This window comes from Neoroseomonas alkaliterrae (assembly GCF_014199195.1).
GTDB classification, from domain to species: domain Bacteria; phylum Pseudomonadota; class Alphaproteobacteria; order Acetobacterales; family Acetobacteraceae; genus Neoroseomonas; species Neoroseomonas alkaliterrae.
In genome coordinates, this window is record NZ_JACIJE010000008.1 from 21881 (window position 1) to 42604 (window position 20724).

The 20724-nt window shown below is 74.0% G+C and carries 24 protein-coding genes; 11 read left to right on the plus strand and 13 right to left on the minus strand.

From position 1 onward, the window contains the following. Positions 1–9: 9 nt before the first annotated feature. The 3 genes from FHS88_RS14020 (at position 10) to FHS88_RS14030 (ending at position 2472) form a co-directional block, all read left to right on the plus strand. Positions 10–690: a winged helix-turn-helix domain-containing protein gene (locus FHS88_RS14020; RefSeq protein ID WP_184485746.1), complete on the plus strand. Its 681-nt coding sequence runs from the start codon at positions 10–12 to the stop codon at positions 688–690. Between the two features lie 165 nt (positions 691–855). Then, positions 856–2154, plus strand: coding sequence for a sensor histidine kinase (locus tag FHS88_RS14025; protein WP_338146573.1), 1299 nt, complete (start codon positions 856–858; stop codon positions 2152–2154). Positions 2155–2211: 57 nt separating this feature from the next. Further along, on the plus strand, positions 2212–2472 hold the full coding sequence (locus FHS88_RS14030; RefSeq protein WP_184485748.1) for a hypothetical protein: 261 nt from the start codon (positions 2212–2214) through the stop codon (positions 2470–2472). A 264-nt stretch (positions 2473–2736) separates the two neighbouring features. Here the strand turns inward: FHS88_RS14030 and FHS88_RS14035 are convergent, their stop codons facing one another. The 3 genes from FHS88_RS14035 to FHS88_RS14045 are packed head-to-tail and all read right to left on the minus strand — an operon-like array spanning position 2737 to position 5910. Continuing rightward, positions 2737–4305, minus strand: coding sequence for a glycosyltransferase family 39 protein (locus tag FHS88_RS14035; RefSeq protein ID WP_184485750.1), 1569 nt, complete (start codon positions 4303–4305; stop codon positions 2737–2739). A gap of 22 nt (positions 4306–4327) precedes the next feature. Continuing rightward, positions 4328–5725 carry an amidase family protein gene (locus FHS88_RS14040; protein ID WP_184485752.1) on the minus strand — a complete coding sequence of 466 codons (1398 nt, stop codon included), beginning with the start codon at positions 5723–5725 and terminating at the stop codon, positions 4328–4330. Beyond that, on the minus strand, positions 5722–5910 hold the full coding sequence (locus tag FHS88_RS14045) for a hypothetical protein (RefSeq protein ID WP_184485754.1): 189 nt from the start codon (positions 5908–5910) through the stop codon (positions 5722–5724). The genes FHS88_RS14040 and FHS88_RS14045 overlap by 4 nt, the downstream gene beginning before the upstream one ends. Before the next feature lie 299 nt (positions 5911–6209). Here FHS88_RS14045 and FHS88_RS14050 point away from each other — a divergent pair, with 299 nt between their 5' ends. From FHS88_RS14050 to FHS88_RS14070, 5 genes are all read left to right on the plus strand, one after another. Then, entirely contained in the window at positions 6210–7409 is a 1200-nt protein-coding gene (locus FHS88_RS14050; RefSeq protein WP_184485756.1) for a CaiB/BaiF CoA transferase family protein, read from the plus strand. 19 nt (positions 7410–7428) lie between these two features. Further along, positions 7429–7953 carry a biotin transporter BioY gene (locus tag FHS88_RS14055; protein WP_184485759.1) on the plus strand — a complete coding sequence of 175 codons (525 nt, stop codon included), beginning with the start codon at positions 7429–7431 and terminating at the stop codon, positions 7951–7953. Between the two features lie 394 nt (positions 7954–8347). Then, complete coding sequence (locus FHS88_RS14060; RefSeq protein WP_184485762.1) at positions 8348–9250, plus strand: hydroxymethylglutaryl-CoA lyase; 903 nt, start codon at positions 8348–8350, stop codon at positions 9248–9250. A gap of 145 nt (positions 9251–9395) precedes the next feature. Continuing rightward, complete coding sequence (locus FHS88_RS14065; protein ID WP_184485765.1) at positions 9396–10319, plus strand: S1C family serine protease; 924 nt, start codon at positions 9396–9398, stop codon at positions 10317–10319. A 258-nt stretch (positions 10320–10577) separates the two neighbouring features. Beyond that, positions 10578–10718: a peptide chain release factor 1 gene (locus tag FHS88_RS14070; RefSeq protein ID WP_184485768.1), complete on the plus strand. Its 141-nt coding sequence runs from the start codon at positions 10578–10580 to the stop codon at positions 10716–10718. Positions 10719–10796: 78 nt separating this feature from the next. Here the strand turns inward: FHS88_RS14070 and FHS88_RS14075 are convergent, their stop codons facing one another. From FHS88_RS14075 to FHS88_RS14110, 9 genes are all read right to left on the minus strand, one after another. Then, entirely contained in the window at positions 10797–11543 is a 747-nt protein-coding gene (locus tag FHS88_RS14075; protein ID WP_184486269.1) for a TlyA family RNA methyltransferase, read from the minus strand. Between the two features lie 17 nt (positions 11544–11560). Next, on the minus strand, positions 11561–13480 hold the full coding sequence (gene dxs, locus FHS88_RS14080) for a 1-deoxy-D-xylulose-5-phosphate synthase (RefSeq protein ID WP_184485771.1): 1920 nt from the start codon (positions 13478–13480) through the stop codon (positions 11561–11563). Next, a complete protein-coding gene (locus tag FHS88_RS14085) occupies positions 13480–14400 on the minus strand; it encodes a polyprenyl synthetase family protein (protein WP_246419964.1) in 921 nt (306 codons plus the stop codon). Before FHS88_RS14085 ends, dxs begins: the two co-directional genes overlap by 1 nt. Next, positions 14397–14654 carry an exodeoxyribonuclease VII small subunit gene (locus FHS88_RS14090; RefSeq protein WP_184485774.1) on the minus strand — a complete coding sequence of 86 codons (258 nt, stop codon included), beginning with the start codon at positions 14652–14654 and terminating at the stop codon, positions 14397–14399. Before FHS88_RS14090 ends, FHS88_RS14085 begins: the two co-directional genes overlap by 4 nt. 35 nt (positions 14655–14689) lie before the next feature. After that, a complete protein-coding gene (locus FHS88_RS20585) occupies positions 14690–14851 on the minus strand; it encodes a hypothetical protein (RefSeq protein WP_221244436.1) in 162 nt (53 codons plus the stop codon). Between the two features lie 3 nt (positions 14852–14854). Continuing rightward, the gene (locus tag FHS88_RS14095) at positions 14855–15661 is read right to left on the minus strand and encodes a Bug family tripartite tricarboxylate transporter substrate binding protein (protein ID WP_211842334.1); all 807 of its coding nucleotides are present in this window, start codon (positions 15659–15661) and stop codon (positions 14855–14857) included. A 91-nt stretch (positions 15662–15752) separates the two neighbouring features. Beyond that, complete coding sequence (locus FHS88_RS14100; RefSeq protein ID WP_184485777.1) at positions 15753–16454, minus strand: NYN domain-containing protein; 702 nt, start codon at positions 16452–16454, stop codon at positions 15753–15755. Between the two features lie 13 nt (positions 16455–16467). Next, the gene (locus FHS88_RS14105) at positions 16468–17397 is read right to left on the minus strand and encodes a histone deacetylase family protein (protein WP_184485781.1); all 930 of its coding nucleotides are present in this window, start codon (positions 17395–17397) and stop codon (positions 16468–16470) included. After that, positions 17394–17633: a sulfurtransferase TusA family protein gene (locus FHS88_RS14110; protein WP_184485784.1), complete on the minus strand. Its 240-nt coding sequence runs from the start codon at positions 17631–17633 to the stop codon at positions 17394–17396. Before FHS88_RS14110 ends, FHS88_RS14105 begins: the two co-directional genes overlap by 4 nt. A gap of 81 nt (positions 17634–17714) precedes the next feature. On the opposite strand from FHS88_RS14110, the gene FHS88_RS14115 reads away from it, so the two are divergent. From FHS88_RS14115 to FHS88_RS14125, 3 genes are read left to right on the plus strand one after another with little or no spacing between them, the layout of a single operon-like run. Then, positions 17715–18605: an ROK family protein gene (locus tag FHS88_RS14115; RefSeq protein WP_184485787.1), complete on the plus strand. Its 891-nt coding sequence runs from the start codon at positions 17715–17717 to the stop codon at positions 18603–18605. Further along, positions 18602–18982, plus strand: coding sequence for a hypothetical protein (locus tag FHS88_RS14120; protein ID WP_184485790.1), 381 nt, complete (start codon positions 18602–18604; stop codon positions 18980–18982). Before FHS88_RS14115 ends, FHS88_RS14120 begins: the two co-directional genes overlap by 4 nt. A gap of 4 nt (positions 18983–18986) precedes the next feature. Then, complete coding sequence (locus FHS88_RS14125) at positions 18987–20243, plus strand: DNA polymerase IV (RefSeq protein WP_184485793.1); 1257 nt, start codon at positions 18987–18989, stop codon at positions 20241–20243. A gap of 19 nt (positions 20244–20262) precedes the next feature. Here FHS88_RS14125 and FHS88_RS14130 read toward each other — a convergent pair whose 3' ends face one another. Beyond that, a complete protein-coding gene (locus tag FHS88_RS14130; RefSeq protein ID WP_184485796.1) occupies positions 20263–20724 on the minus strand; it encodes an acyl-CoA thioesterase in 462 nt (153 codons plus the stop codon).

Below are 20724 nucleotides of genomic sequence, written 5' to 3' on the forward strand. Positions count from 1 at the left end.
CAGCCGGCAATGCGGATCCTGCTCGTCGAGGACGACGCCGAGGTGGCGCGGTTCGTGCGCAAGGGCCTCCAGGAGGCCGGGCATGTCGTCGAGCATGCCTCCAACGGGCGCGACGGGCTGTTCCTCGCCGCCTCGGAGCAGTTCGACGTGCTGGTGCTCGACCGCATGCTGCCAGGCGGCGTGGACGGCGTGCGCCTGGTCGAGACGCTGCGCGGGCAGGGCAACCGCACGCCGGTTCTGTTCCTCTCCGCCCTCTCGGCGGTGGACGAGCGGGTGAAGGGGCTGAAGGCCGGCGGCGACGACTACCTCGTCAAGCCCTTCGCCTTCGCCGAGCTGCTGGCGCGCGTCGAGGCGCTGGGCCGCAGGCCGAGCGTGGAGGCGCCGGCGACGCGGCTGAAGATCGCCGACCTCGAGATGGACCTGCTCTCGCGCACCGTGACGCGCGCGGGCCGGCGGCTCGAGATCCAGCCGCGCGAGTTCCGCCTGCTCGAGCACCTGATGCGCCACGCCGGGCAGGTGGTCACGCGCACCATGCTGCTCGAGAAGGTCTGGGACTACCATTTCGACCCGCAGACCAACGTCATCGACGTGCATGTCAGCCGGCTGCGCCAGAAGGTGGACAAGGGCTTCGACAGGCCGCTCATCCATACCGTGCGCAATGCCGGCTACATGATCCGCGCCGAAGCCTGAGCGACCGGCGCCGAGGGCCGCGCCATCACCCCGCCCCCGATCCCCCCGCCCGCCGAGGCCACCCCCGCCTGGGAGGCGCTGCTGCGCTTCCTGCGCAGCGCCGGCTTCCGCTTCGCGCTGCTGTTCGCGATCATCTACGTCGTCGCCACGGCGCTGTTCGCGCTGGTGCTGTGGTACGCGACCGCGGGCTCGCTCGACCGGCAGACCGACGCGGCGCTGCGCACGGATGCGATCGGCCTCGCGCAGCGCTGGCGCGAAAGCGGCCCCGACGCCGTGATCGAGGCGATCGCCGAGCGCCTCGCGACCGACGTGGACGCGGCGGCGATCTACCTCTTCGTCGGGCCGGACCGGCAGCGCCTGGCCGGCAATCTCGACCGCTGGCCGCCCGACCTGCCCGAGGGCGCGTCCTGGGGCGTCGGCAGCGTGGTCCGCGACAGCCTGCCGATCGACGCGCGGCTGCATGCGGTGGATTTCTCCGACAACTACCGCGTGCTCGTTGGCCGCGACGTGGCCGAGAAGGGCCGCCTGCGCGAGCTGCTCGCCGAGGGCATGGCGTGGTCGGCGGCCGCCGCGGTCTTCTTCGCCCTGATGGGTGCCGCGGTGCTGCGCCGCGCGGTCGAGGGGCGGCTGCGCCCGGCCGCGCAGACGGCGCAGGCCATCGCGGCGGGCGACCTCAGCCGCCGCGTGCCGATCTCGCGCCGCGAGGACGAGTTCGACCGCCTCGGCGAGAGCATGAACGCCATGCTCGACCGCATAGACCGCCTGATGGAAGGCATCCGCGGCGTCTCGGATTCCATCGCGCACGACCTGCGCACGCCGATCGCCCGCGCGCGGGCCAAGCTCGAGGAAGCGCTGGCCGGCCGGGACGATCCCGCCGCGCTGCGCGCCGCGATGGAGGAAGCCATCGCCGACCTCGACCACATCACCCGCGTCTTCGGCGCGCTGCTGCGCATCGCCGAGGCCGAGGCCGGCGCGCGGCGCGCCGCCTTCGCGCCGCTCGACCTCTCCCCGCTGCTCGCCGAGCTCGCCGAGTTCTACGGCGCCGTCGCCGAGGCGAGCGGCCAGGTGCTGGAGACCGACCTGCCCGAGACGCTGGAGGTGGTCGGCGACCGCGACCTCCTGGCCCAGGCGGCGGGCAACCTCATCGACAATGCGCTGAAGTTCACGCCGCCGGGCGGGCGGGTGCGGCTGCAAGCCCGCCCCGCCGGCGCGGACGGCGCCGAGATCGTCGTCACCGACACCGGACCCGGGCTGTCGCCCGCCGACCGCGCGCGGGCCGGCGAGCGGTTCTTCCGCGCCGATGCCTCGCGCGGGACGCCAGGTTCGGGCCTCGGCCTGTCGCTGGTGCAGGCGGTGGCGCATCTGCATGGCGGCGAGCTGACGCTCGACGATGCCGCGCCTGATGGAACTGCCACCGGCCTGCGCGCGACGATCCGGCTGGGCGGCGCGCACGAGGCCCGATGAAGGCGACTTCATCCCGGAGCCACGGGAATGTGAGGCAGCCGGGTGCAGGAAACGGCCATGCGTCTCCTGCAGTCCCTTGCGCTGGCCTGCGTCGCGCCGGTGCTCGGCGCCGGCAGCGAGCCGATGCCGCGCATCACGACCGACAGCCGCGAATACTGCATCGAACTCGCCGAGCGCCTGGCCAAGATGCCGGGCCCGCGCGAGGAGGCGGTGACGCGTCTCGTGGAGGACGGGGTGCGGCTGTGCGACAGCGGCCATCCGCGCCTCGGCGTGGCGCGTCTGCGCCGGGCCATGCGGGCGATGCTCGCCGGACACTGATGCCCGGCGGACAGAGGATCGGCCTTTGTCCGCGCGGCATCAGGCTCCGGGTCTGCGCGCGGCCGCCCCGCCAGCCCCGCGCGCCAGGCCAGCGGTTGAAAGGCCAAGCCTTCCGCGCGCTGGCATGATGCCCGGCGGGCCGGCGAGGGGCCTGTGCCGGCCTCGCATCTGCCGCGCGCGGTCGCCCCAGCCGGCCGGGCGCGCGATGCCGGCAGGCGATGCGCCGCACATCCTCCCGCCCATGCGTCCCCGTCCTCGGGCCGCCTAGCGCAGCCGCCAGATCTCCACCGGCCCGCGCTCCTCCTGCACCACCGAGGCGAGGTCGTAGTTCTCGTTCAGCGCCTCCTCGATCATCGCCGCGATGCGGGGCCGCACGCCCGACCACCAGCCGCGATCAACGACGATGACCTGCGGGGTGGAGGCGAGGATGCGCTCGACTTCCGCATAGGGGTCGATGCCGGTCACCGACCAGTAGCGGCCGGTGAGTTGAGCGGGGAAGGCGTAGCGCGTGGCAAGCCCCGCCTGGGCCAGCACATGCACCGTCGGGTGGTAGTTCACCACCCAGATCGGCTCGCCCGGCTCGATCTCCCGCCGCACGGCGGCGGCCACCTCGCGCACAGGGTCGGGCCCCGTCAGGCCGATCGCGCCATAAAGGCGCGGGATGGTCGAGGAGCGCCACGCATCGAGCGCGACGCCGCCGACCAGCAGCGCGAAGGCGGCCACCACGAGCCCCGGCCGCGCGGCCCGGGCGAGCCGCCGCGCGCCCAGCGCCGCGAGCAGCGACAGCGGCGGCAGCCAGAGCAGGTAGTAGTGCTGGAAATACATCCCCGGCATGACCACCGCCGCGGTGGCGGCGGCGAACCAGGCGCTGGCGATGCGCCGCAGCAGCGCCACGGGCCCCCGCGTCACGCGCGGGCGGATCACTGCCGGGGCCACCAGCACGAAGGCCCAGAGCAGGATCATCACCACGACCAGCGTGTAGCGCGCGGCATCCACCAGCGCGACGCGCGCCCCGGCATAGCGCAGCGGCGCGAGGAAGGCGCCGTTGATGAACTCCTGCAGGTCCCCGCGCAGGAAATAGGCGAGGCCGAAGAGCAGCGTCGGCATGGCGCAGAACAGCGCATAGGCCGCGGCGTGGAGCAGCACGCGCGACGTGGGCAGCAGCCCGCGCCACCAGGCCGGGCCGACCAGCAGCAGCCAGGCGAGCGAGCCCTCGAACACCGCCACCGGCTTGATCGCGAGCGCGAAGCCGATCATCGCGCCCATGGCGATGATCTTGGCGAAGGGCGGCGCCTCGCCGTTCTCGAGCGCGCGCCGTGCCGCCCTGAGGCCGAGCGCCATGGACCAGGTGGTCAGCGGCGTGAACAGCACTTCCGTGTTGGTCGCGAGGCCGCCGATCAGCGTGCTGTGCGCGAGGTAGAGCAGGCCCGCCGCCAGCCCCAGCGCCGGCGGCGCGGTGGCGAAGCGCACGATGGCGTAGAGCCCCCAGGCCGTGAGCCAGGTGCCGAGCACGCCGAGCAGCCGCGGCACCCAGATCGCCTCGCCCAGCACCGCCATGATGGCGGCGAAGAGCGCCGGCGCGCCCACAGGGTGCATGTCCCACACGCCCACCAGCGGCCAGTTGCCGCGCAGCCATTCGCGGGCCTGCAGCATGTAGAGGCCCTCGTCGGTGTCGATCACCGCCGGGGCGAAGGAGAAGGCGCGCAGCAGGAAGGCCGCGGCGAGCAGCAGCAGCGGCGCCGCCGCCCCGCGCAGCATCCGCCGCAGGGGCGAGGGCGGCAGCCGCCGCGGCGCGGCGCCCGCGATCCTGCCGATGCCGCCGTCCGGGCTCATGGGCTGCGGGGGCGTGCCGGGCTCAGAGGGCGGGGCGCAGCGCCGCCCAGGGTGCTGCGCGTTCATAGGCTGCGGCGGCGCGGTAGATCGTCGCCTCGTCGAAATAGCGGCCGACGAGTTGCAGCGAGAGCGGCAGCCCCTCCGCCTTCGACAGCCCGCACATCAGCGTCAGCGCCGGATGGCCGGTGACGTTGAAGGGCGTGCGCGCCTGGCGCGAATAGGTGGCTTCCACCGCCTCGGCGTCGTCGATGCGGCAGGCGGGATCCATGCTGGATGCGGTGAGCAGAAGGTCCACCCCGGCGAAGGCCGCCTCCACCGCGGCGACGAGTTCGCGCCGCCGCCGCTGCGCCTGCACGTAGTCCTCCGCGCGCACAAAGAGGCCGGGCAGCAGGCGCTTGCGCGTGAGGGCGGAATAGCCCTCCGGCGCCTCGCGCAGCCAGCGGCCGTGGATGGAAGCGGCCTCGCTCGTCAGGATGACGCGGTTCACGGCGGCGAAGTCGGTGAGCGAGGGCAGGGTGACGGGCTTCACCTTCGCCCCCTCCCGGGCCATCAGGCGCGCCGCGGCCTCGAGCGCGGCCGCTACCTCCTCCGTCGCCGGCTGGTCCGTCTCGTGGAAATGGCGCACGAAGCCGATCGACAGCCCCTTCAGCCCCTTGCGGAGGTGGCGCCGGTAGTTCTCGGCCCGCCGCACCACGCTGCCCGGATCCTGCGGGTCGTGCCCGGCCATGGCGCCGAGCAGCAGCGCATTGGAGGCGACGTCCCGCGTCAGCGGCCCCACATGATCGAGGGTGAAGGCCAGCGGGAAGACGCCGCGCCGCGATACGAGGCCGTAGGTCGCCTTCATGCCGACGATGCCGCAATGGCTCGCCGGGTGGCGCACGCTGCCGCCGGTGTCGGTGCCGAGGGCGGCCGGCAGGATGCCCGCCGCCACCGCCGAGCCCGAGCCGGAGGAGGATCCGCCCGGATGATGCGCGGTGTTCCAGGGGTTGCGGGCGGGCGGAAAGGGCAGGTCGAAGGCCGGGCCGCCGATGGCGAATTCATGCGTGGCGAGCTTGGCCGGGAACACCGCCCCCGCCGCGCGCAGCCGCGCCACCACGGCCGCATCCGCCGCCTTCACGTTGCCGAGCAGGTGGCGCGAATGGCAGGTCGTCGGATGGCCGGCGAGGTCGATGATGTCCTTGAGCCCGACCGGCAGGCCGTCGAGCGGCGAGCGCGGGCCGCTGCGCGCGATCCGCCGCGCCGCCTTCTGCGCCTCGGCCCGCGCGGCCTCCCACAGCGGCAGGATGGTGGTGTTCAGCCGCGGCTCCAGCGCTTCGAAGCGCGCGCGCAGGGCATCGAGATATTCGACGGGCGAGAGCCGCCGGCGCGCGATGGCCGCCGAGGCCTCGGCGAGGGTGAGATCGTGCAGGGGCGCGCTCACCGGACCGCCCTCGCGGGCGCGGGGACGGCGAAGGCCGGCATGGGCTCGGCGGTCTCGTCGGCGGGGGCGCGGAACCCCTGGGCCATCATGCGGGCCTGGGCCGCCGCCTCGGCGACCTCCTCCGCCCGGGCGCGCCACGCCTCGCCCAGTCCCGGCGCCCGGGCCGCTGCCTCGTCCTCGTTCATGCCTCGCCACCCTTGTTGTTCTTCAGGGCCGCAAACTGCCGCAAAAGGCGGGCAACGGATAGGAGGGCGCGCCCGCGCCGGGGGCGGGCGGCGCCATGCGGCAACCGGCCGGCACACGCGCGCAAGAAGCGCCGGGGCGGAAGGGCCGCTCCCGCCCCGGCGAGGTGCGCCGCCCCTCGGGGCGGGTGCGCGGAAGGGAGAAGCCGCGCCTCGCTCCGCCATGCTGCGCCCGCCCTGCTTGCCGCTTGGTTTCCGGCGCCGGCGTTTTCGCGCGCCGCGTTCCGGCGTATGCACCGGGCATGACGCACGCGCCCAACCTGCCGCTGGCCGGCCTCCGCATCGTCGAGCTCGGCCACTACATCGCCGCGCCCTTCGCGACCCGCCTGCTCGCCGATCTCGGCGCCGAGGTCGTCAAGGTCGAGCCGCCCGGCGGGGATCCGGTGCGCGGCTGGGGCTCGAATGTCGAGGGCAATGCCGTCTGGTTCAGCGTGCACGGGCGCAACAAGCTGAGCGTGACGCTCGACCTCAAGAACGCCGAGGACCGGGCCCGGCTGATGGCGCTGCTCCGCCGCGCCGATGCGCTGGTCGAGAACTTCCGCGCCGGCCATCTCGAGCGCCTCGGCCTCGGCCCTGACGTGCTGCACGCGGAGAACCCGCGCCTCGTGATCGGGCGGATCTCGGGCTACGGCCAGGGCGGTCCCTATCGCGACAAGCCCGCCTTCGGCGCCATCGGCGAGGCGATGGGCGGCCTCAGGCACCTCACCGCCAATCCCGGCCAGACCGAGTATCCGCCGCCGCGCTGCGGGGTTTCCATCAGCGACGACCTCGCGGGCATGTACTGCGCCATGGCCGTGGTCGCGGCCTGCTGGCAGGTGAAGGGGGACCCGTCGGCGAAGGGCCGCGTGGTGGATGTGGACCTCGTCTCCAGCGTCTTCTCGCTGATGGAGGGGATGCTGCCGGAATACGGCCTGTTCGGCTGGGTGCGGCAGCCGCAGGGGGCGGCCATCAAGACCGCCGCGCCGACCAACACCTACCCCTGCGCGGACGGGAAGTGGCTCTGCATCGCGGGCAATTCCGACCTCATCTTCAAGCGCCTGATGGCGGCGATCGGGCGGCCGGAGATGGCCGAGGACCCGCGCTTCGCCACCAATGCCGGGCGCTGCGAGAACGTCGCCGAACTCGACGCCGCCATCGCGGCCTGGACGAAGACGAAGCCGGCGGCGGAGGCCGAGGCGGTGCTGGAGGCGGCGGAGGTGCCCTGCTCGCGCCTCTACGACATGGCCGACTGCGCCAACGACCCGCATTTCCGCGAGCGCGGCTGGGTGATGGAGGTCGAGGATCCGCTGCTCGGCCAGGTGCTGCACCCGGCCGCGCCCTTCCGCCTCGACGGCATCCACCCGCGCGAGATGGTGCGCTGGACAGGTCCGGCCGCGGGCGCGCACAACGATCTCGTCTTCACCGCCGTCGCGCGCGGGCAGACCGCGCCGATCAAGCCCTGAACCCGAAGGTATGCCGACCATGACCACCGCCGCCCTCGCCTCCCGCGCCACCGCCGCCGCGCGCTTCTGGGGTCTTGCCCTGCTCGGCTCGGCCGTGCTCGCCGCCTCGGCGCAGGTCAGCCTGCCGATGTGGCCGGTGCCGGCGACGCTGCAGACGCTCGCAGTGCTGCTGCTCGGCGCGCTGGGCGGCGCCCGGCTCGGCGCGGCGAGCGTCGCGCTCTACCTCGCCGAGGGCGCGATGGGCCTGCCGGTCTTCGCCAACGGGGCGGGGGGGCTCGCCGTGCTGGCGGGGCCGACGGCCGGCTACCTGCTCGGCTTCCTGCCCGCGGCCTGGCTCGCCGGCCTCGCGGGGCGGGGCCTGCCGCGGCAGGCGCTGGTGCTGAGCGCGGCGCATCTCGTGCTGTTCGTCCCCGGCGTGGCGTGGCTCGCGGGCTTCATCGGCTGGGAGCGCGCGCTGCAGGCGGGCTTCGTGGTGTTCATCCCCGGCACGGTGGTCAAGACGGCCCTGGCGCTGGCGGTGCTGCGCGCGGTCCGGCGCGGCTGAGGGGCGCGGGCGCGCGCCGCTGCGCGACGTCTGCCACCCCGCCTCAGCGCAGGCGCGATTGCCGGCGGTCGCGCGCCTGCGATCCCACGGTGGCGCGGGCACCATCCCGCGCCGGGGTGACCTGACCAGGCTCCCCGCCGGCGCGGGGATTGCCCGGCGGCGGAAACGCGTCGGCATGGCCGAGAACAGGCCCATCGCGGCCCGGGCGTGATCCCGGGCCATGGTTCGGCCTTGCCGCCGCCGGCGCGCCAAGCACGGGACGCCGGCGCGGGAAACCGCCGCCCAACCCGGGCGGGCACGGGCCGCGCCGCTGGCCGCCGCGCAGGCACCGCGTGCGTTGCCGCGCCCGGCCGCCGGGGCTACACCCCTCGGGCACGCTTCCGGGGAGATCGCCATGCCCGAGACCGCCATCATCAGCGAGGTCGCGCCCCGCGACGGCATCCAGTCCATCACCGGCGCGCCGGTGACGACCGAGCAGAAGATCGCCCTGATCCGCGCCTGCTACGAGGCCGGTCTGCGCCGGATGGAAGTCGGTTCCTTCGTCTCGCCCAAGGCCATCCCGCAGATGGCCGGGACCGAGGCGGTGCTCGCTGCCTGCAAGCAGATGCCGGGCCTCGAGGCGACCGTGCTGGTGCCGAATCGCCGCGGCTTCGAGGCCGCGCTCGCGCACGGCGCCGACCGGCTCGGCTTCTTCATGTCCGCCACGGCGGGGCACAACAAGGCGAACCTCAACCGCACGCGCGAGGAATCCTTCGCCGAACTCGCCGCGCTGGTGCGCGACACGCCCAAGGGCACGCTGATCCGCTTCAACCTCTCCTGCGTATTCCACTGCCCCTTCGACGGCGTGGTGCCCGAGGCCGAGGCGCTGGACTGGGTGGAGCGCATCGTCGCGCTCGATCCGGAGATGGAGATCGCGCTCGCCGACACCACGGGCAATGCCAGCCCCGATCAGGTGAACCGCATCTTCCGCCACGCCATCGGCGCCTGGGGCCACCGCTTCGCCTTCCACGGCCACGACACCTACGGCATGGGGCTCGCGAACGTGATGGCCGCCTGGGAGGCGGGCTGCCGCGTCTTCGACAGCGCCGCGGGCGGCATCGGCGGCTGCCCCTTCGCGCCCGGCGCGACCGGCAATGTCGCGACCGAGGACGTGGTCTGGATGTTCCGCCGCATGGGGGTCGCCACCGGGGTGGACTGGAACCGGCTGCTGGTGGCCGCCGACATGGCGGCCTCCATCCCTGGCGCCGTCCCCGGCGGGCGGATGCGCGCGGTGCCGGCGGCGCGGCAGGCGGCGTGAACCCTCGGGACGCCGGGCCTGCGCTGACGGACCTGGGCGCGCCGCAGGTCCGGCGCCGCCCCGGCGGCTCGCCGTGACGGGTGGTTCCGCCCGCGGAGATGCGGCCGCCCTTTCCCCCGCGCGCGCCCGTTCCAATCTGATGGGCATGAAGTCCCACATCGCTGCCCTGGCCCTGCTGCTGCTCGGCGCCGCCTGCGCGCCCGAGGCCGATGGGCCCGCGGTCGCCCCGCCGCCGGTCGCGGTGGTCCCGGACGGGGGCACCATCGTCACGGATTACGGCGGCCAGTCCGCCCCGGTCGCACGCTATCTCCGCCTGCCCGACGGCCGCGTGGTGCGCGCCGATGTCGTCCCGGTGGCCCCCGCCCCGCCCCAGGCCCCGCCTCGCGCCCCCGGCCCGGCCGGAGGCGATGCCTCGGTGGAGGCGCCCGTGCCGCGCGCCGGCCCCGGCCGGGCCATCGGCACCGGCTCGGCCTTCGCGGTCACCGCCAATGGCCTCGCGGTGACCAACGCGCATGTCGTGCAGGGCTGTGCCTCGGTGGCGGACGAGGCGGGCCGGCCGATCCGCGTCATCGCCGCGGACCGGCGGCGCGACCTCGCCTTGCTCGATGCCGGGCGGCGTTTCGAGTCCGTGGTCCGCTTCCGCCAGCAGGCGGTGGTGGAACTGGGCGAGACCGTGCTGGTCTTCGGCTACCCCTACGGCCAGGCGCTCGGCACCGGGCTGAACGTGACGAACGGCATCGTGACCGGCCTTGCGGGGCCGGGCGGCGATGCCTCCCGCTTCCAGATGAACGCGGCGGTGCAGCCCGGCAATTCGGGCGGTCCGGCGGTGGACGATGCGGGGCAGTTGCTCGGCGTGGCGGTGGGGCGGCTGAACGACCTCGCGGTGCTGCGCGCGACCGGCAGCCTGCCGCAGGGGGTGAACTTCGCCATCCGCGCGGCCGAGGTGGAGCGCTTCCTTGCCGAGAACGGCGTGCGGCCCGAGCGCGGCCCGGCGGCGGCCGGCACCGGCGCGCGGGCGGTCTCGGCGGCGGTGGCGCCGGCGGTGTTCCAGGTCCTTTGCCGGGGGTGAGCACGGCGCCCGCGCGGCCATGGCCGCGCTGCCGGGTGGGCTGATCCCTGGCGGGCGAGGGTGCGCCCCGGTCTCCGCCCGCGTCCGCCATGGGTTCCGCGCGCGATGCCTTGCGGCGAGGGGATGTCCTCGCGCCGGCTTGGCGCCGTGACCGTGCCCGCGCCGCCGCGCCTGCGCCGCAAGCTCTCCATCATTCCGGCGTTTTCGCGGGCGAGGAATCGTTGCGAGACGGGCGCTTGGCCCGGCCCGGAGGCTGGCATGTCCGAAGCCGAGTTCGAACGACGCATGGCGGAACTGGATCGCCTTCTGAACGACCCCGACGTGCCGATGGACCCCGACCGCATCTGGACGCTGCTCGCCGAGATCAGCCGCCGGACGGCGCCGCCGCCGCGCGGCTGATCGCCGCCTTGCCGGTTGCGCCTGCCCCGGCATGGCCATGCCGGATGCGCGCCGGGAGCGACCTGGCGCCGCTGCCTGTCAGTCGCGCCGCGCCGCGATCAGGAACTCCCGGTTGCCCTCGGGCCCGGTGATCGGGCTGGGCTCGATGCCGAGCACCCGCCAGCCCGGAAGGCCGGCCCACCAGTCGCGGATCGTGGCGCAGACCGCCTCGTGCACCGCGGGGTCGCGCACCACCCCGCCCTTGCCGACCTTCTCCGGCCCCGCCTCGAATTGCGGCTTGATCAGCGCGACCGCCCAGGCCCCGGGCGCGGCGAGGGCGAGTGCGGCCGGCAGCACGGTGCGCAGCCCGATGAAGGAGGCGTCGCAGACGATCGCACCCGGCGGCTCGGGGATCTGCGCGGCGCTCAGGTGGCGCGCATTGGTGCGTTCATGGACCACGACGCGCGGATCGTTGCGCAGCCTCCAGTCGAGCTGCCCATGGCCGACATCCACCGCATGCACGCGCGCCGCGCCCTTCTGCAGCAGCACGTCGGTGAAGCCGCCGGTCGAGGCGCCGATGTCGAGCGCGACCCGCCCCGCCGGATCCAGCCCGAAATGCGCAAGCGCATGGGCGAGCTTGACGCCGCCGCGGCTGACCCAGGGATGGTCCTGCCCGCGCACCGAGAGCGGCTGCCCCTCCGCCACCGCATCGCCCGCCTTGGCGATGCGCCGCTCCCCCGAGAACACCTTGCCCGCGAGGATCAGCGCCTGCGCGCGGGCGCGGGATTCGGCAAGGCCGCGCTCGACCAGCGCGACATCGGCGCGCTGCTTCGCCGTGGCAGCCATCGCCGCGCGGCCGGCCGTCACGCCCGCGCGGGCTGCGCCTTCGCCTCCTGCCCCAGCGCGGCCAGCGCGGTGGCGACGATGTGCGGCGCGTTCAGACCCGCCTCGTCGTACTGCTTCTTCGGCGTGTCGTGGTCGATGAAGCGGTCGGGCAGGCACATCGGGCGGATCTTCAGCCCGTGGTCGAGCAGGCCGCGCGTGGCGAGGTGGTGCATCACGATGCCGCCGAAGCCGAGCATCGAGCCTTCCTCGATGGTGATCAGCACCTCGTGCTCGCGCGCCAGGCGCTCGACCAGCGTGGCATCGAGCGGCTTGGCGAAGCGCGCATCCGCCACCGTGCAGGACAGGCCGTGCGCGGCGAGCTCGTCGGCCGCCTTGAGGCATTCGCGCAGCCGCGCGCCGTAGGAGAGGATGGCGATCGCGTTGCCTTCGCGCAGGACGCGCCCGCGGCCGATCTCGAGCGGGCTGCCGCGCGCGGGCAGATCGAGACCGAAGCCCTCGCCGCGCGGGTAGCGGAAGCCCACGGGCCGGTCGTCCACGGCCGCGGCGGTCGCGACCATGTGCATCAGCTCGGCCTCGTCGGCCGCGGCCATCAGCACGAAGTTCGGCAGGCAGCCGAGATAGGCGATGTCGTAGGCCCCGGCATGGGTGGCGCCGTCCGCGCCCACCAGCCCCGCCCGGTCCATCGCGAAGCGCACCGGCAGGCATTGCAGCGCGACATCGTGCATTACCTGGTCGTAGGCGCGCTGGAGGAAGGTGGAATAGATGGCGCAGAAGGGCTTCATCCCCTCCGTCGCCATGCCGGCGGCGAAGGTGACGGCGTGCTGCTCGGCGATGCCGACATCGAAGCAGCGGCGCGGGAAGCGCTTGGCGAAGAGGTCCAGGCCCGTGCCCGAGGGCATGGCGGCGTTGATCGCGACGATGCGCTCATCGGCCTCGGCCTCGGCGATCAGCGCATTGGCGAAGACCTTGGTGTAGGAGGGCGGGCCGGGCGGCGCCTTGGCCTGCTCCCCGGTCACGACGTTGAACTTCACCACGCCGTGGTATTTGTCCGCGCTCGCCTCGGCGGGCGCGTAGCCCTTGCCCTTCTGCGTGACCACATGCAGCAGGATCGGGCCTTCGTGCTCGGTGTCGCGCAGGTTGCGCAGGACCGGCAGCAGGTGGTCCATGTCGTGCCCGTCCACCGGGCCGACGTAGTAGAAGCCGAGCTCCTCGAACAGCGTGCCGCCGGTGAGAAGCCCGCGGGCATATTCGTCGGCCCGCCGCGCGGCGCGCTCCAGCGGCGCGGGGAAGCGCTTCGCCACGCGCGCCATCAGGTCGCGCAGGCTGAGGAAGGGCCGCGAGGAGACGACGCGCGAGAGATAGGCCGACATCGCGCCCACCGGCGGGGCGATGGACATGTCGTTGTCGTTGAGGATGACGATGAGGTTCGCCTTGGACGCGCCGGCGTTGTTCATCGCCTCGTAGGCCATGCCGGCGCTCATGGCGCCGTCGCCGATGATGGCGATGACGTGCCGGTCCTCGCCCTTGAGGTCGCGCGCCACCGCCATGCCGAGCCCGGCGGAGATGGAGGTGGAGGAATGCGCCGCGCCGAAGGGGTCGTATGCGCTCTCGCTGCGCTTCGTGAAGCCCGACAGCCCGCCGCCCTGGCGCAGCGTGCGGATGCGGTCGCGTCGCCCGGTCAGGATCTTGTGCGGATAGGCCTGATGGCCGACATCCCAGATCAGCCGGTCATGCGGCGTGTCGAACACCGCATGGACCGCGACGGTCAGTTCCACCACCCCGAGCGAGGCGCCGAGATGCCCGCCGGTGACGGACACCGCGTCGATCGTCTCGGCCCGCAGCTCCTCGGCCAGCCGCTTGAGCTGGTCGGCGGAGAGGTTCTTGAGGTCGGCCGGCGTCGTCACGCGGTCGAGCAGCGGGGTGGCGGGTCGGGTCATCATGTCCTCCGCGCGATCGCGTATGCGGCGAGCGCCTTGAGGAGATCGGCGCGCTCCCCGAAGGCGTCCAGATGCGCCGCCGCCTGGGCGGCCAGACGTTCCGCCTGCGCACGGGCGCGCTCGATCCCGAGCAGCCCGACGAGCGTGGCCTTGCCGGCGGCGGCGTCCTTGCCGGTGCGCTTGCCGGTCTCCGCGGCGCTCGCGGTGGCATCGAGCAGGTCGTCGGCGATCTGGAAGGCGGCGCCGAGATCGCGCCCATAGGCGGCGAGCGCCTGGCGCATCGGCCAGGGCGCCTTGCCCAGGATGGCGCCGGCCTCGGCGGCGAACTCGATCAGCTTGCCGGTCTTGAGCAGCTGCAGCCGGCCGATCTCGGCCTCCTCGAGCGGCTCGCCCGCCTGCTCGGCCAGCATGTCGAGCATCTGCCCGCCGCACATGCCGCGCGGGCCTGCCGCGCGCGCGAGGCAGCGGCAGAGCTCGGCGCGCACCGCCGGGTCGGGGTGCGTGTCCGGCTCGGCGAGGACGTAGAAGGCGTTGGCCTGCAGCGCGTCGCCCGCCAGCACCGCGGTCGCCTCGTCGAAGGCCTTGTGGACCGTGGGCTTGCCGCGGCGCAGGTCGTCGTCGTCCATGCAGGGCAGGTCGTCATGCACGAGCGAATAGGCGTGCAGCATCTCGACCGCCGCGGCGGCGCGCAGCGCGGCGTCGCGCGCCACGCCGAACTGGCGCGCGCCTTCCAGCACCAGGAAGCCGCGCAGCCGCTTGCCGCCGCCGATCGCGGCGTGGCGCATGGCCTCGAACAGCCGGGCCTCGGGGCCTTCGGGACGGGGGATGAGGATGCCGAGCGCCTGGTCGATCTCGGCCGCCGCCTCGGCCATGGCGTCGCGGAGATCGTCGGGCTTCGCCATGTCTGCGCGCGCGCTCATTCCACATCCCGGAGCGAGAGGCCGGATGGCCCCTCGACGATGGCCTGGACCTTCTGCTCGGCCTCGGCGAGCTTGCGCTCGCAGTGGGCGCGCAGCGCGGCCCCCCGCTGGTATGCCGCGACCGAAGCCTCGAGCGCCCCCTGGCCGCTCTCCAGCGCCTTCACGATGCCCTCGAGCTCGGCCAGAGCCTGCTCGAAGGTCAGGGTCTCGATATCGGAAGGCGTGGCGCCCTCCTCGCTCCGCGTCCTGGCCATGTCAGGCTACCTTAACAGTGTGGGCTGTCCAAGTTTTATTGCGGCTCGATGCCGGCCTGGCGGATCGCGTTGGTCCACTTCACCGTCTCGGCGCGGACGAAGGCGGCCGCCTCCTCCGGCGTGGAGGAGCGCACGGTCATGCCGAGGCCGGAGGCGAGGCGCGAGCGCACCTCCTCCGACGCCGCCGCGGCGACCACCGCCTAGTTGAGCCGCGCGACGCGGTCGGCCGGCGTGCCGGCGGGCGCGAAGAGGCAGAACCAGGCGATGACCTCGTAGTCCGGCAGGTTGCCGGCCTCGCGCACCGTCGGGACATCGGGCACGGCGGCCGAGCGCTGGGCGGAGGTGACGGCCAGGATGCGCAGCGCGCCGGCCTGCGCCTGCGGCAGGATCACCGCCTGGTCCGCGACGAAGAGGTCCACGCGGCCCGCGAGCAGGTCCTGCACCGCGAGCGGGGAGGAGCGGTAGGGCACCGCGAGCATCTGCACATTGGCCTGGGCGGCGAGCGAGGCCGCCGCGACCTGCTGCGAGGAGGAGGCGGTGGCGTAGGTGATGCCGTCGGGCCGCGCGCGCGCCGCGGCGATCAGGTCGGCGAGCGTGCGGTAGGGGCTGTCGGCCTTGACGGCGACCAGCAGCGGCACGGTGGCGATGGTGGAGATGGCGACGAAGCCGTTCTCCATGTCGAAGGGCACGTTGCGGAACAGCGCGCGCGCGGCGGCGTTGGTGGAGTTGGTGCCGACCAGCACCGTGTTGCCATCGGCCGGGGCGCGGGCGACGGCCTCGGCGCCGATCAGGCCATTGGCGCCGGCACGGTTCTCCACCACCACGGGCTGGCCGAGCACCTCGCGCATCTTCTCCGCGAAGAGACGGCCGACGGTGTCGGTGGCCGAGCCGGGCGCGAAGGGGACGATGGCGCGGATGGGGCCGGTGGGCCAGGCGGCCTGCGCGCCTGCGGCCTGCGGCAGGAGGGCTGCCGCGGGCAGGGCGGCGAGAAGGGTGCGGCGGTTCATGGCGGGTCCTCCCGGTTCGGTGAGGGGCGAGATAGGCCGGGGCGGGGGTGGCGTCCAGGGCGGGCGTGCTCGCAGGCGGCGTAGCAACCGCTCAGCGCCCACCGGGCACTGACACCCGCACCCAGTCTTCGTTCTGTCGGTCTTCGTTCTGTCGCTTCCGGACCTTGAAGTCGGCAGAAGCGTTCAGCGCGGCTCGGAAGTCCCCATCGTACAATCCCCTGCCGACGTTCTCCTTGACGCTCGCCACCCGGGCCCAGCCATCCGCATCCGGTTCCACCTTGCCGATGGCGTCCTTAACAGCCTCGACGAAGCGCTTCCTCTTCTGGCGCTGGGTCGAAGCGTCCGACCCATCGGGATCATCTGCAGGCCTTCCGATGTGCTCGACATGATCGCACGCCGCACGCAGCCGGCTGGCCACATTCGCACCAATGCAGATGACGATCAGGCCGTATTCCCGCGCGCGTTGCGCGAGGCGCGTGAAATCACCATCGCTGGACACGATGCAAAGTCCGTCGATGCGGCCGCCGTGAAGGAGGTCCATCGCGTCTATCGTGAGCGCAACATCCACCTGGTTCCTGCCGCCCTCGACATGCACCGGGGCGATGGCATACTTGTCCATCAGCTGTGCCCAGGCTCGGCGCTGTTCGTCGGTCCAGGGGCGGTAGGCGCGCCGAACGGTCAGCGAGCCATAGGCGTGAGCCTTCCTCATCGCCTCCGCTGCCGCGTCCGCCCCGACATTCTCCGCATCGACCAGGACGGCAATGCGCGTGCGCGGCTGTGATCCTGTCGTCACGACGCGATCTGCATCACGCCCGCATCAACGCCCGCACATGCGCCGCCGCCGACCGCCCCAGCGCGTCGAGGTCGTAGCCGCCCTCCAGCAGGCTCACGACGCGCCCGCCGCAGTGCCGGTCGGCCATGGCGCACAGCGCCTCGGTGACGAAGGCGAAATCCGCCTCCCGCACGCGCAACTGCGCCAGGGGGTCCGCCGCATGGGCGTCGAAGCCGGCCGAGATCACCAGAAGGTCCGGCGCGAAGGCATCGAGCGCAGGGATGATGCGCTCCGCCCAGGCCGAGCGGAACGCCGCGCCATCCGCCCCGGGCGGCAGCGTGACGTTGAGGATGTTGCCCACGCCGCGCTCGGCCTCGTCCCCCGTGCCCGGATAGAGCGGCCATTGGTGGCTGCTGGCATAGAACAGCGAGGCGTCGGTCTCGAAGCAGGCCTGGGTGCCGTTGCCGTGATGGACGTCGAAATCGACCACCGCGACGCGGCCCGCGCCGTGCGCGGCCTGGGCATGGCGGGCGGCGATGGCGGCGTTGGCGAAGAGGCAGAAGCCCATCGGCCGCGCCGGCTCGCAATGATGGCCGGGCGGGCGGGTCGCGCAGAAGGCGCGGCGGAACTCGCCCCGCATCACGGCATCCACCGCGGCCACCGCCGCCCCCGCGGCGCGCAGCGCCGCCTCGGCGCTGCCCCAGGACATGATGGTGTCGCCGTCGAGCGGCACGCGTTCATCCGGTTCGGGGCGGATGGCGAGGATCGCGGAGACGTAGTTCTCCGGATGCACGCGCGTCAGGTGTTCCACCTCCGCGAGCGGCGCCTGGTCGCGGATCAGTTCGCTGAACTCCCCCGCATCCAGCGCCTTCAGCACGGAACGCAGCCGGTCCGGGCATTCGGGGTGGTGCGGCCCCGGGTCGTGGTGGAGGCAGGCGCGATGGGTCAGCAGCAGCACGCTCATCCGGGCGGGTCCTCGCGCTTGCGGATCACGAAGCGGTAGGTGCCCGCCTCCTCGCCGAAGGCGACCAGGGCGTGCCCCGTTTCCTTGCAGAAGGCGCGGAAATCAGCGACCGAGGCCGGGTCGGTCGCGAGCACCGTCAGCCGCGCGCCGGGGGCGAGGCCGCGCAGCGCCTTGTTGGCCTTGAGCACCGGCAGCGGGCAGGTGAGGCCCTTCACATCGAGAAGCGTCTCGCTCATGGCGGGCGAGTCCAGCACCGCCGGCGGGCGGCGTCCAGCGCGGGGTTGCGGGCCCCGCCGCCGGTTGCCACCCTCGGGGGCATGAGGTTCGGGATCGATCTGGGCGGAACGAAGATCGAGATCGTCGCGCTCGCGCGCGACGGCACGGTGCGGCTGCGCGAACGGCGCCCCACGCCGCCCACCTACGAAGCGACGATCGAGGCCATCGCGGCGCTCGTCGCCGAGGCCGAGCGCGAGACGGGCGTGCGCGGAACTGTCGGGGTCGGCATCCCCGGCTCGCTCAGCCCCGCGACCGGCCTCGTGCGCAACGCCAACACCCAGGCGCTGAACGGCCGGCCGCTCGACAAGGACCTCGCCGCCGCGCTCGGCCGCGAGGTCAGGGTCACCAACGACGCCAACTGCCTCGCCATGAGCGAGGCGGCCGACGGCGCGGGCGCGGGCCATCGCACGGTCTTCGCCGTCATCATGGGCACCGGCTGCGGCGGGGGCATCGTCAGTTCGGGGCGGATCCTCGACGGGCCGAACGGCACCGGGGGCGAATGGGGCCACACGCCGCTGCCGTGGATGACGGAAGCGGAGTTCCCGGGGCCGCGATGCTGGTGCGGGCGCCTCGGCTGCCTCGAGACCTTCCTCTCGGGCCCCGGGCTCGCGGCCGACTGCGACGGGCCGGGCGCGCGCGACGCCGGCGGCATCCCCGCGCGCGCCGCGGCGGGCGAGGAGAAGGCCGCCGCCGCCCTCGCCCGCCATGCCGACCGCCTGGCCCGCGCGCTCGGGATGATCGTGAACATCCTCGACCCCGACGTGATCGTGCTCGGCGGCGGGCTTTCGAACATGCGGCACCTCTATGCCGAGGTGCCGCCGCTGATGGCGCGCCACGTCTTCGGCGACGTGTCGCGCACGCCGGTCGTGCAGGCGCGGCATGGCGATTCCTCGGGCGTCTTCGGCGCGGCGCGGCTGTGGGATCCGGGATGAGCCCGGCGCTGCGCGCCGGCATCGTCTATGGCGCGGCGGCCTTCGGCTGCGGCTTCGTGCTCGGCCCGCTGCGCGTTCTCGTGCTGGAGCCGCGCCTCGGCCCGCTCGGCGCCGTCGCCGTCGAGGCGGTGCCGATGCTGCTCGCCCTCGCGCTGCTCGCCCCCTGGATCGCGCGCGCCCACGGGCTGGGCGAGGATGGGGGCGCGCGGCTGCGGATGGGGCTGTGGGCGCTTGCCCTGGTGCTGGTGCTCGAGGCGCTGCTCTCGATCGTGCTCGGCCGCCTCGGCGCCTGGGTCGCGGGCTTCGCGACGGCGGCGGGGCTCGTCGGGCTCGCGCTGCTCGCGGCGCTGGCGCTGATGCCGCTGCTGCGGCGGTGATGCCGTGCCGGCGCTCTGCCGCGACTGCCTGCACCACGCCGCCGAGGCCTTCGCGCGCTGCCCGCGCTGCGCCTCGCGCCGGGTGGTCGCGCACCCGGACCTGTTCCGCCTCGGCGTCGCGCATGTGGATTGCGACGCCTTCTATGCCAGCGTCGAGAAGCGCGACCGGCCCGAACTGCTGACGAAGCCCGTTATCGTCGGCGGCGGCAGGCGCGGCGTGGTGGCCGCCTGCTGCTACCTCGCGCGCACCCGCGGCGTGAAGAGCGCGATGCCGATGTTCAAGGCGCTCGCCGCCTGCCCCGATGCCGTGGTGATCCGGCCCGACATGGCGAAATACGCGGCTGAGGGCCGGCGCATCCGCACGCTGATGGAGGCGCTGACGCCGCTCGTGCAGCCGCTCTCGATCGACGAGGCGGTGCTCGACCTTGCGGGAACCGAGGCGCTGCACGGCGCGCCGCCGGCGGTGGTGCTGGCGCGCTTCGCGCTGGCGGTGGAGCGCGAGGTGGGCGTTACGGTCTCCATCGGCCTCGCGGCCAACCGCCTGATGGCCAAGCTCGCCGCCGAGCGCGACAAGCCGCGCGGCTTCGCCGTCATCGGCGCGGCGGAGGCGGCGGCATGGCTCGCCCCGCAGCCGGTCTCCGTGCTGCCCGGCGTCGGGCCGGCCATGGCGAAGCGGCTGCAGGCGGCGGGGTTCTCGACACTCGGGCAGCTTGCCGCACTCGGCCCCGAGGAGGCGGCGCGGCGCTTCGGGGAGGACGGCCCGGGCCTCGCCGCGCGCGCCCGCGGCGAGGATTCCCGCCCCGTGCGCCCCGAGCGGGAGGTGAAGTCGGTCAGCGCCGAGACGACCTTCGAGGCGGACCTCTCGGCGCGCGAGGCGCTCGAGGCGCCGCTGTGGCGGCTGTGCGAGAAGCTCGCGCGCCGGCTGGCCGAGAAGAACCTCGCGGCTGCCGGGGTGACGCTGAAGCTCAAGACGGCCGCCTTCGCCACGCGCACCCGTGCGGTGCGGCTCGCCCAGCCGACGCGCCTGCCGGATGTGATCTTCGCCGCCGCCCGCCCGCTGCTGGAGAGGGAGGCGGACGGCACCGCCTTCCGGCTGATCGGCATCGGCGCGCAGCCGCTCGCGCCCGCGAGTGAGGCCGATCGCGGCGACCTCGCGGACCCGGAGGCGCCGCGGCGCGCGGCCCGCTGGCAGGCGGTCGAGGCGCTGCGCGCGAAGTTCGGGGAGGCGGCGGTGGTGCGCGGGCGGGGCTTGCGGAAATAGCGGCGCGGCGTCCGCCGGGCTATCCGAGGTCGCGCCCCTCGAAGGCCGAGAGCAGCGCGCGCAGGCGGCCCGGCACGGGCACGGGGCGGCGCGTGGCCTGGTCGGTCAGCACCCAGACGATCTCGCCCGTGGCGTGCAGCGTGTCCTCGCCCGCCGCGAAGACGGCGGGCTGGAAGGCGATGGAGGACCGCCCGATGCGCGTGCACCGCGCCCCGATCTCGAGCCGCGCGGCGCGGCCGATCGCGACCTTGTATTCGACCAGGCCGCGGACGACGTGGAAATCCGCGCCCGAGGCCTTCACCTCCGCCTGGTAGTCCCAGCCGGCGGCGCGGATGTAGTCCGACACCGCCTCGTCGTACCAGGTGAGGTAGTGGGCGTTGAAGACGATGCCCTGGGTGTCGAGCTCGACGTAGCGGACCCTGTGCGCGAGGAAGAAGCGGAAATCGGCGCGGCAGGGCAGCCGCGGCGCCGCGCCGTCCAT

What these genes read in the sequence shown, in the direction of transcription:
- FHS88_RS14020 (WP_184485746.1), top strand. Translation starts at nt 10, where the DNA reads ATGCGGATCCTGCTCGTCGAGGACGACGCCGAGGTGGCGCGGTTCGTG.
- FHS88_RS14030 (WP_184485748.1), top strand. Translation starts at nt 2,212, where the DNA reads ATGCGTCTCCTGCAGTCCCTTGCGCTGGCCTGCGTCGCGCCGGTGCTC.
- FHS88_RS14035 (WP_184485750.1), bottom strand. Translation starts at nt 4,305, where the DNA reads ATGAGCCCGGACGGCGGCATCGGCAGGATCGCGGGCGCCGCGCCGCGG.
- FHS88_RS14045 (WP_184485754.1), bottom strand. Translation starts at nt 5,910, where the DNA reads ATGAACGAGGACGAGGCAGCGGCCCGGGCGCCGGGACTGGGCGAGGCG.
- FHS88_RS14050 (WP_184485756.1), top strand. Translation starts at nt 6,210, where the DNA reads ATGACGCACGCGCCCAACCTGCCGCTGGCCGGCCTCCGCATCGTCGAG.
- FHS88_RS14055 (WP_184485759.1), top strand. Translation starts at nt 7,429, where the DNA reads ATGACCACCGCCGCCCTCGCCTCCCGCGCCACCGCCGCCGCGCGCTTC.
- FHS88_RS14060 (WP_184485762.1), top strand. Translation starts at nt 8,348, where the DNA reads ATGCCCGAGACCGCCATCATCAGCGAGGTCGCGCCCCGCGACGGCATC.
- FHS88_RS14065 (WP_184485765.1), top strand. Translation starts at nt 9,396, where the DNA reads ATGAAGTCCCACATCGCTGCCCTGGCCCTGCTGCTGCTCGGCGCCGCC.
- FHS88_RS14070 (WP_184485768.1), top strand. Translation starts at nt 10,578, where the DNA reads ATGTCCGAAGCCGAGTTCGAACGACGCATGGCGGAACTGGATCGCCTT.
- FHS88_RS14075 (WP_184486269.1), bottom strand. Translation starts at nt 11,543, where the DNA reads ATGGCTGCCACGGCGAAGCAGCGCGCCGATGTCGCGCTGGTCGAGCGC.
- dxs (WP_184485771.1), bottom strand. Translation starts at nt 13,480, where the DNA reads ATGACCCGACCCGCCACCCCGCTGCTCGACCGCGTGACGACGCCGGCC.
- FHS88_RS14085 (WP_246419964.1), bottom strand. Translation starts at nt 14,400, where the DNA reads ATGAGCGCGCGCGCAGACATGGCGAAGCCCGACGATCTCCGCGACGCC.
- FHS88_RS14090 (WP_184485774.1), bottom strand. Translation starts at nt 14,654, where the DNA reads ATGGCCAGGACGCGGAGCGAGGAGGGCGCCACGCCTTCCGATATCGAG.
- FHS88_RS14095 (WP_211842334.1), bottom strand. Translation starts at nt 15,661, where the DNA reads ATGAACCGCCGCACCCTTCTCGCCGCCCTGCCCGCGGCAGCCCTCCTG.
- FHS88_RS14105 (WP_184485781.1), bottom strand. Translation starts at nt 17,397, where the DNA reads ATGAGCGTGCTGCTGCTGACCCATCGCGCCTGCCTCCACCACGACCCG.
- FHS88_RS14110 (WP_184485784.1), bottom strand. Translation starts at nt 17,633, where the DNA reads ATGAGCGAGACGCTTCTCGATGTGAAGGGCCTCACCTGCCCGCTGCCG.
- FHS88_RS14115 (WP_184485787.1), top strand. Translation starts at nt 17,715, where the DNA reads ATGAGGTTCGGGATCGATCTGGGCGGAACGAAGATCGAGATCGTCGCG.
- FHS88_RS14120 (WP_184485790.1), top strand. Translation starts at nt 18,602, where the DNA reads ATGAGCCCGGCGCTGCGCGCCGGCATCGTCTATGGCGCGGCGGCCTTC.
- FHS88_RS14130 (WP_184485796.1), bottom strand. Translation starts at nt 20,724, where the DNA reads ATGGACGGCGCGGCGCCGCGGCTGCCCTGCCGCGCCGATTTCCGCTTC.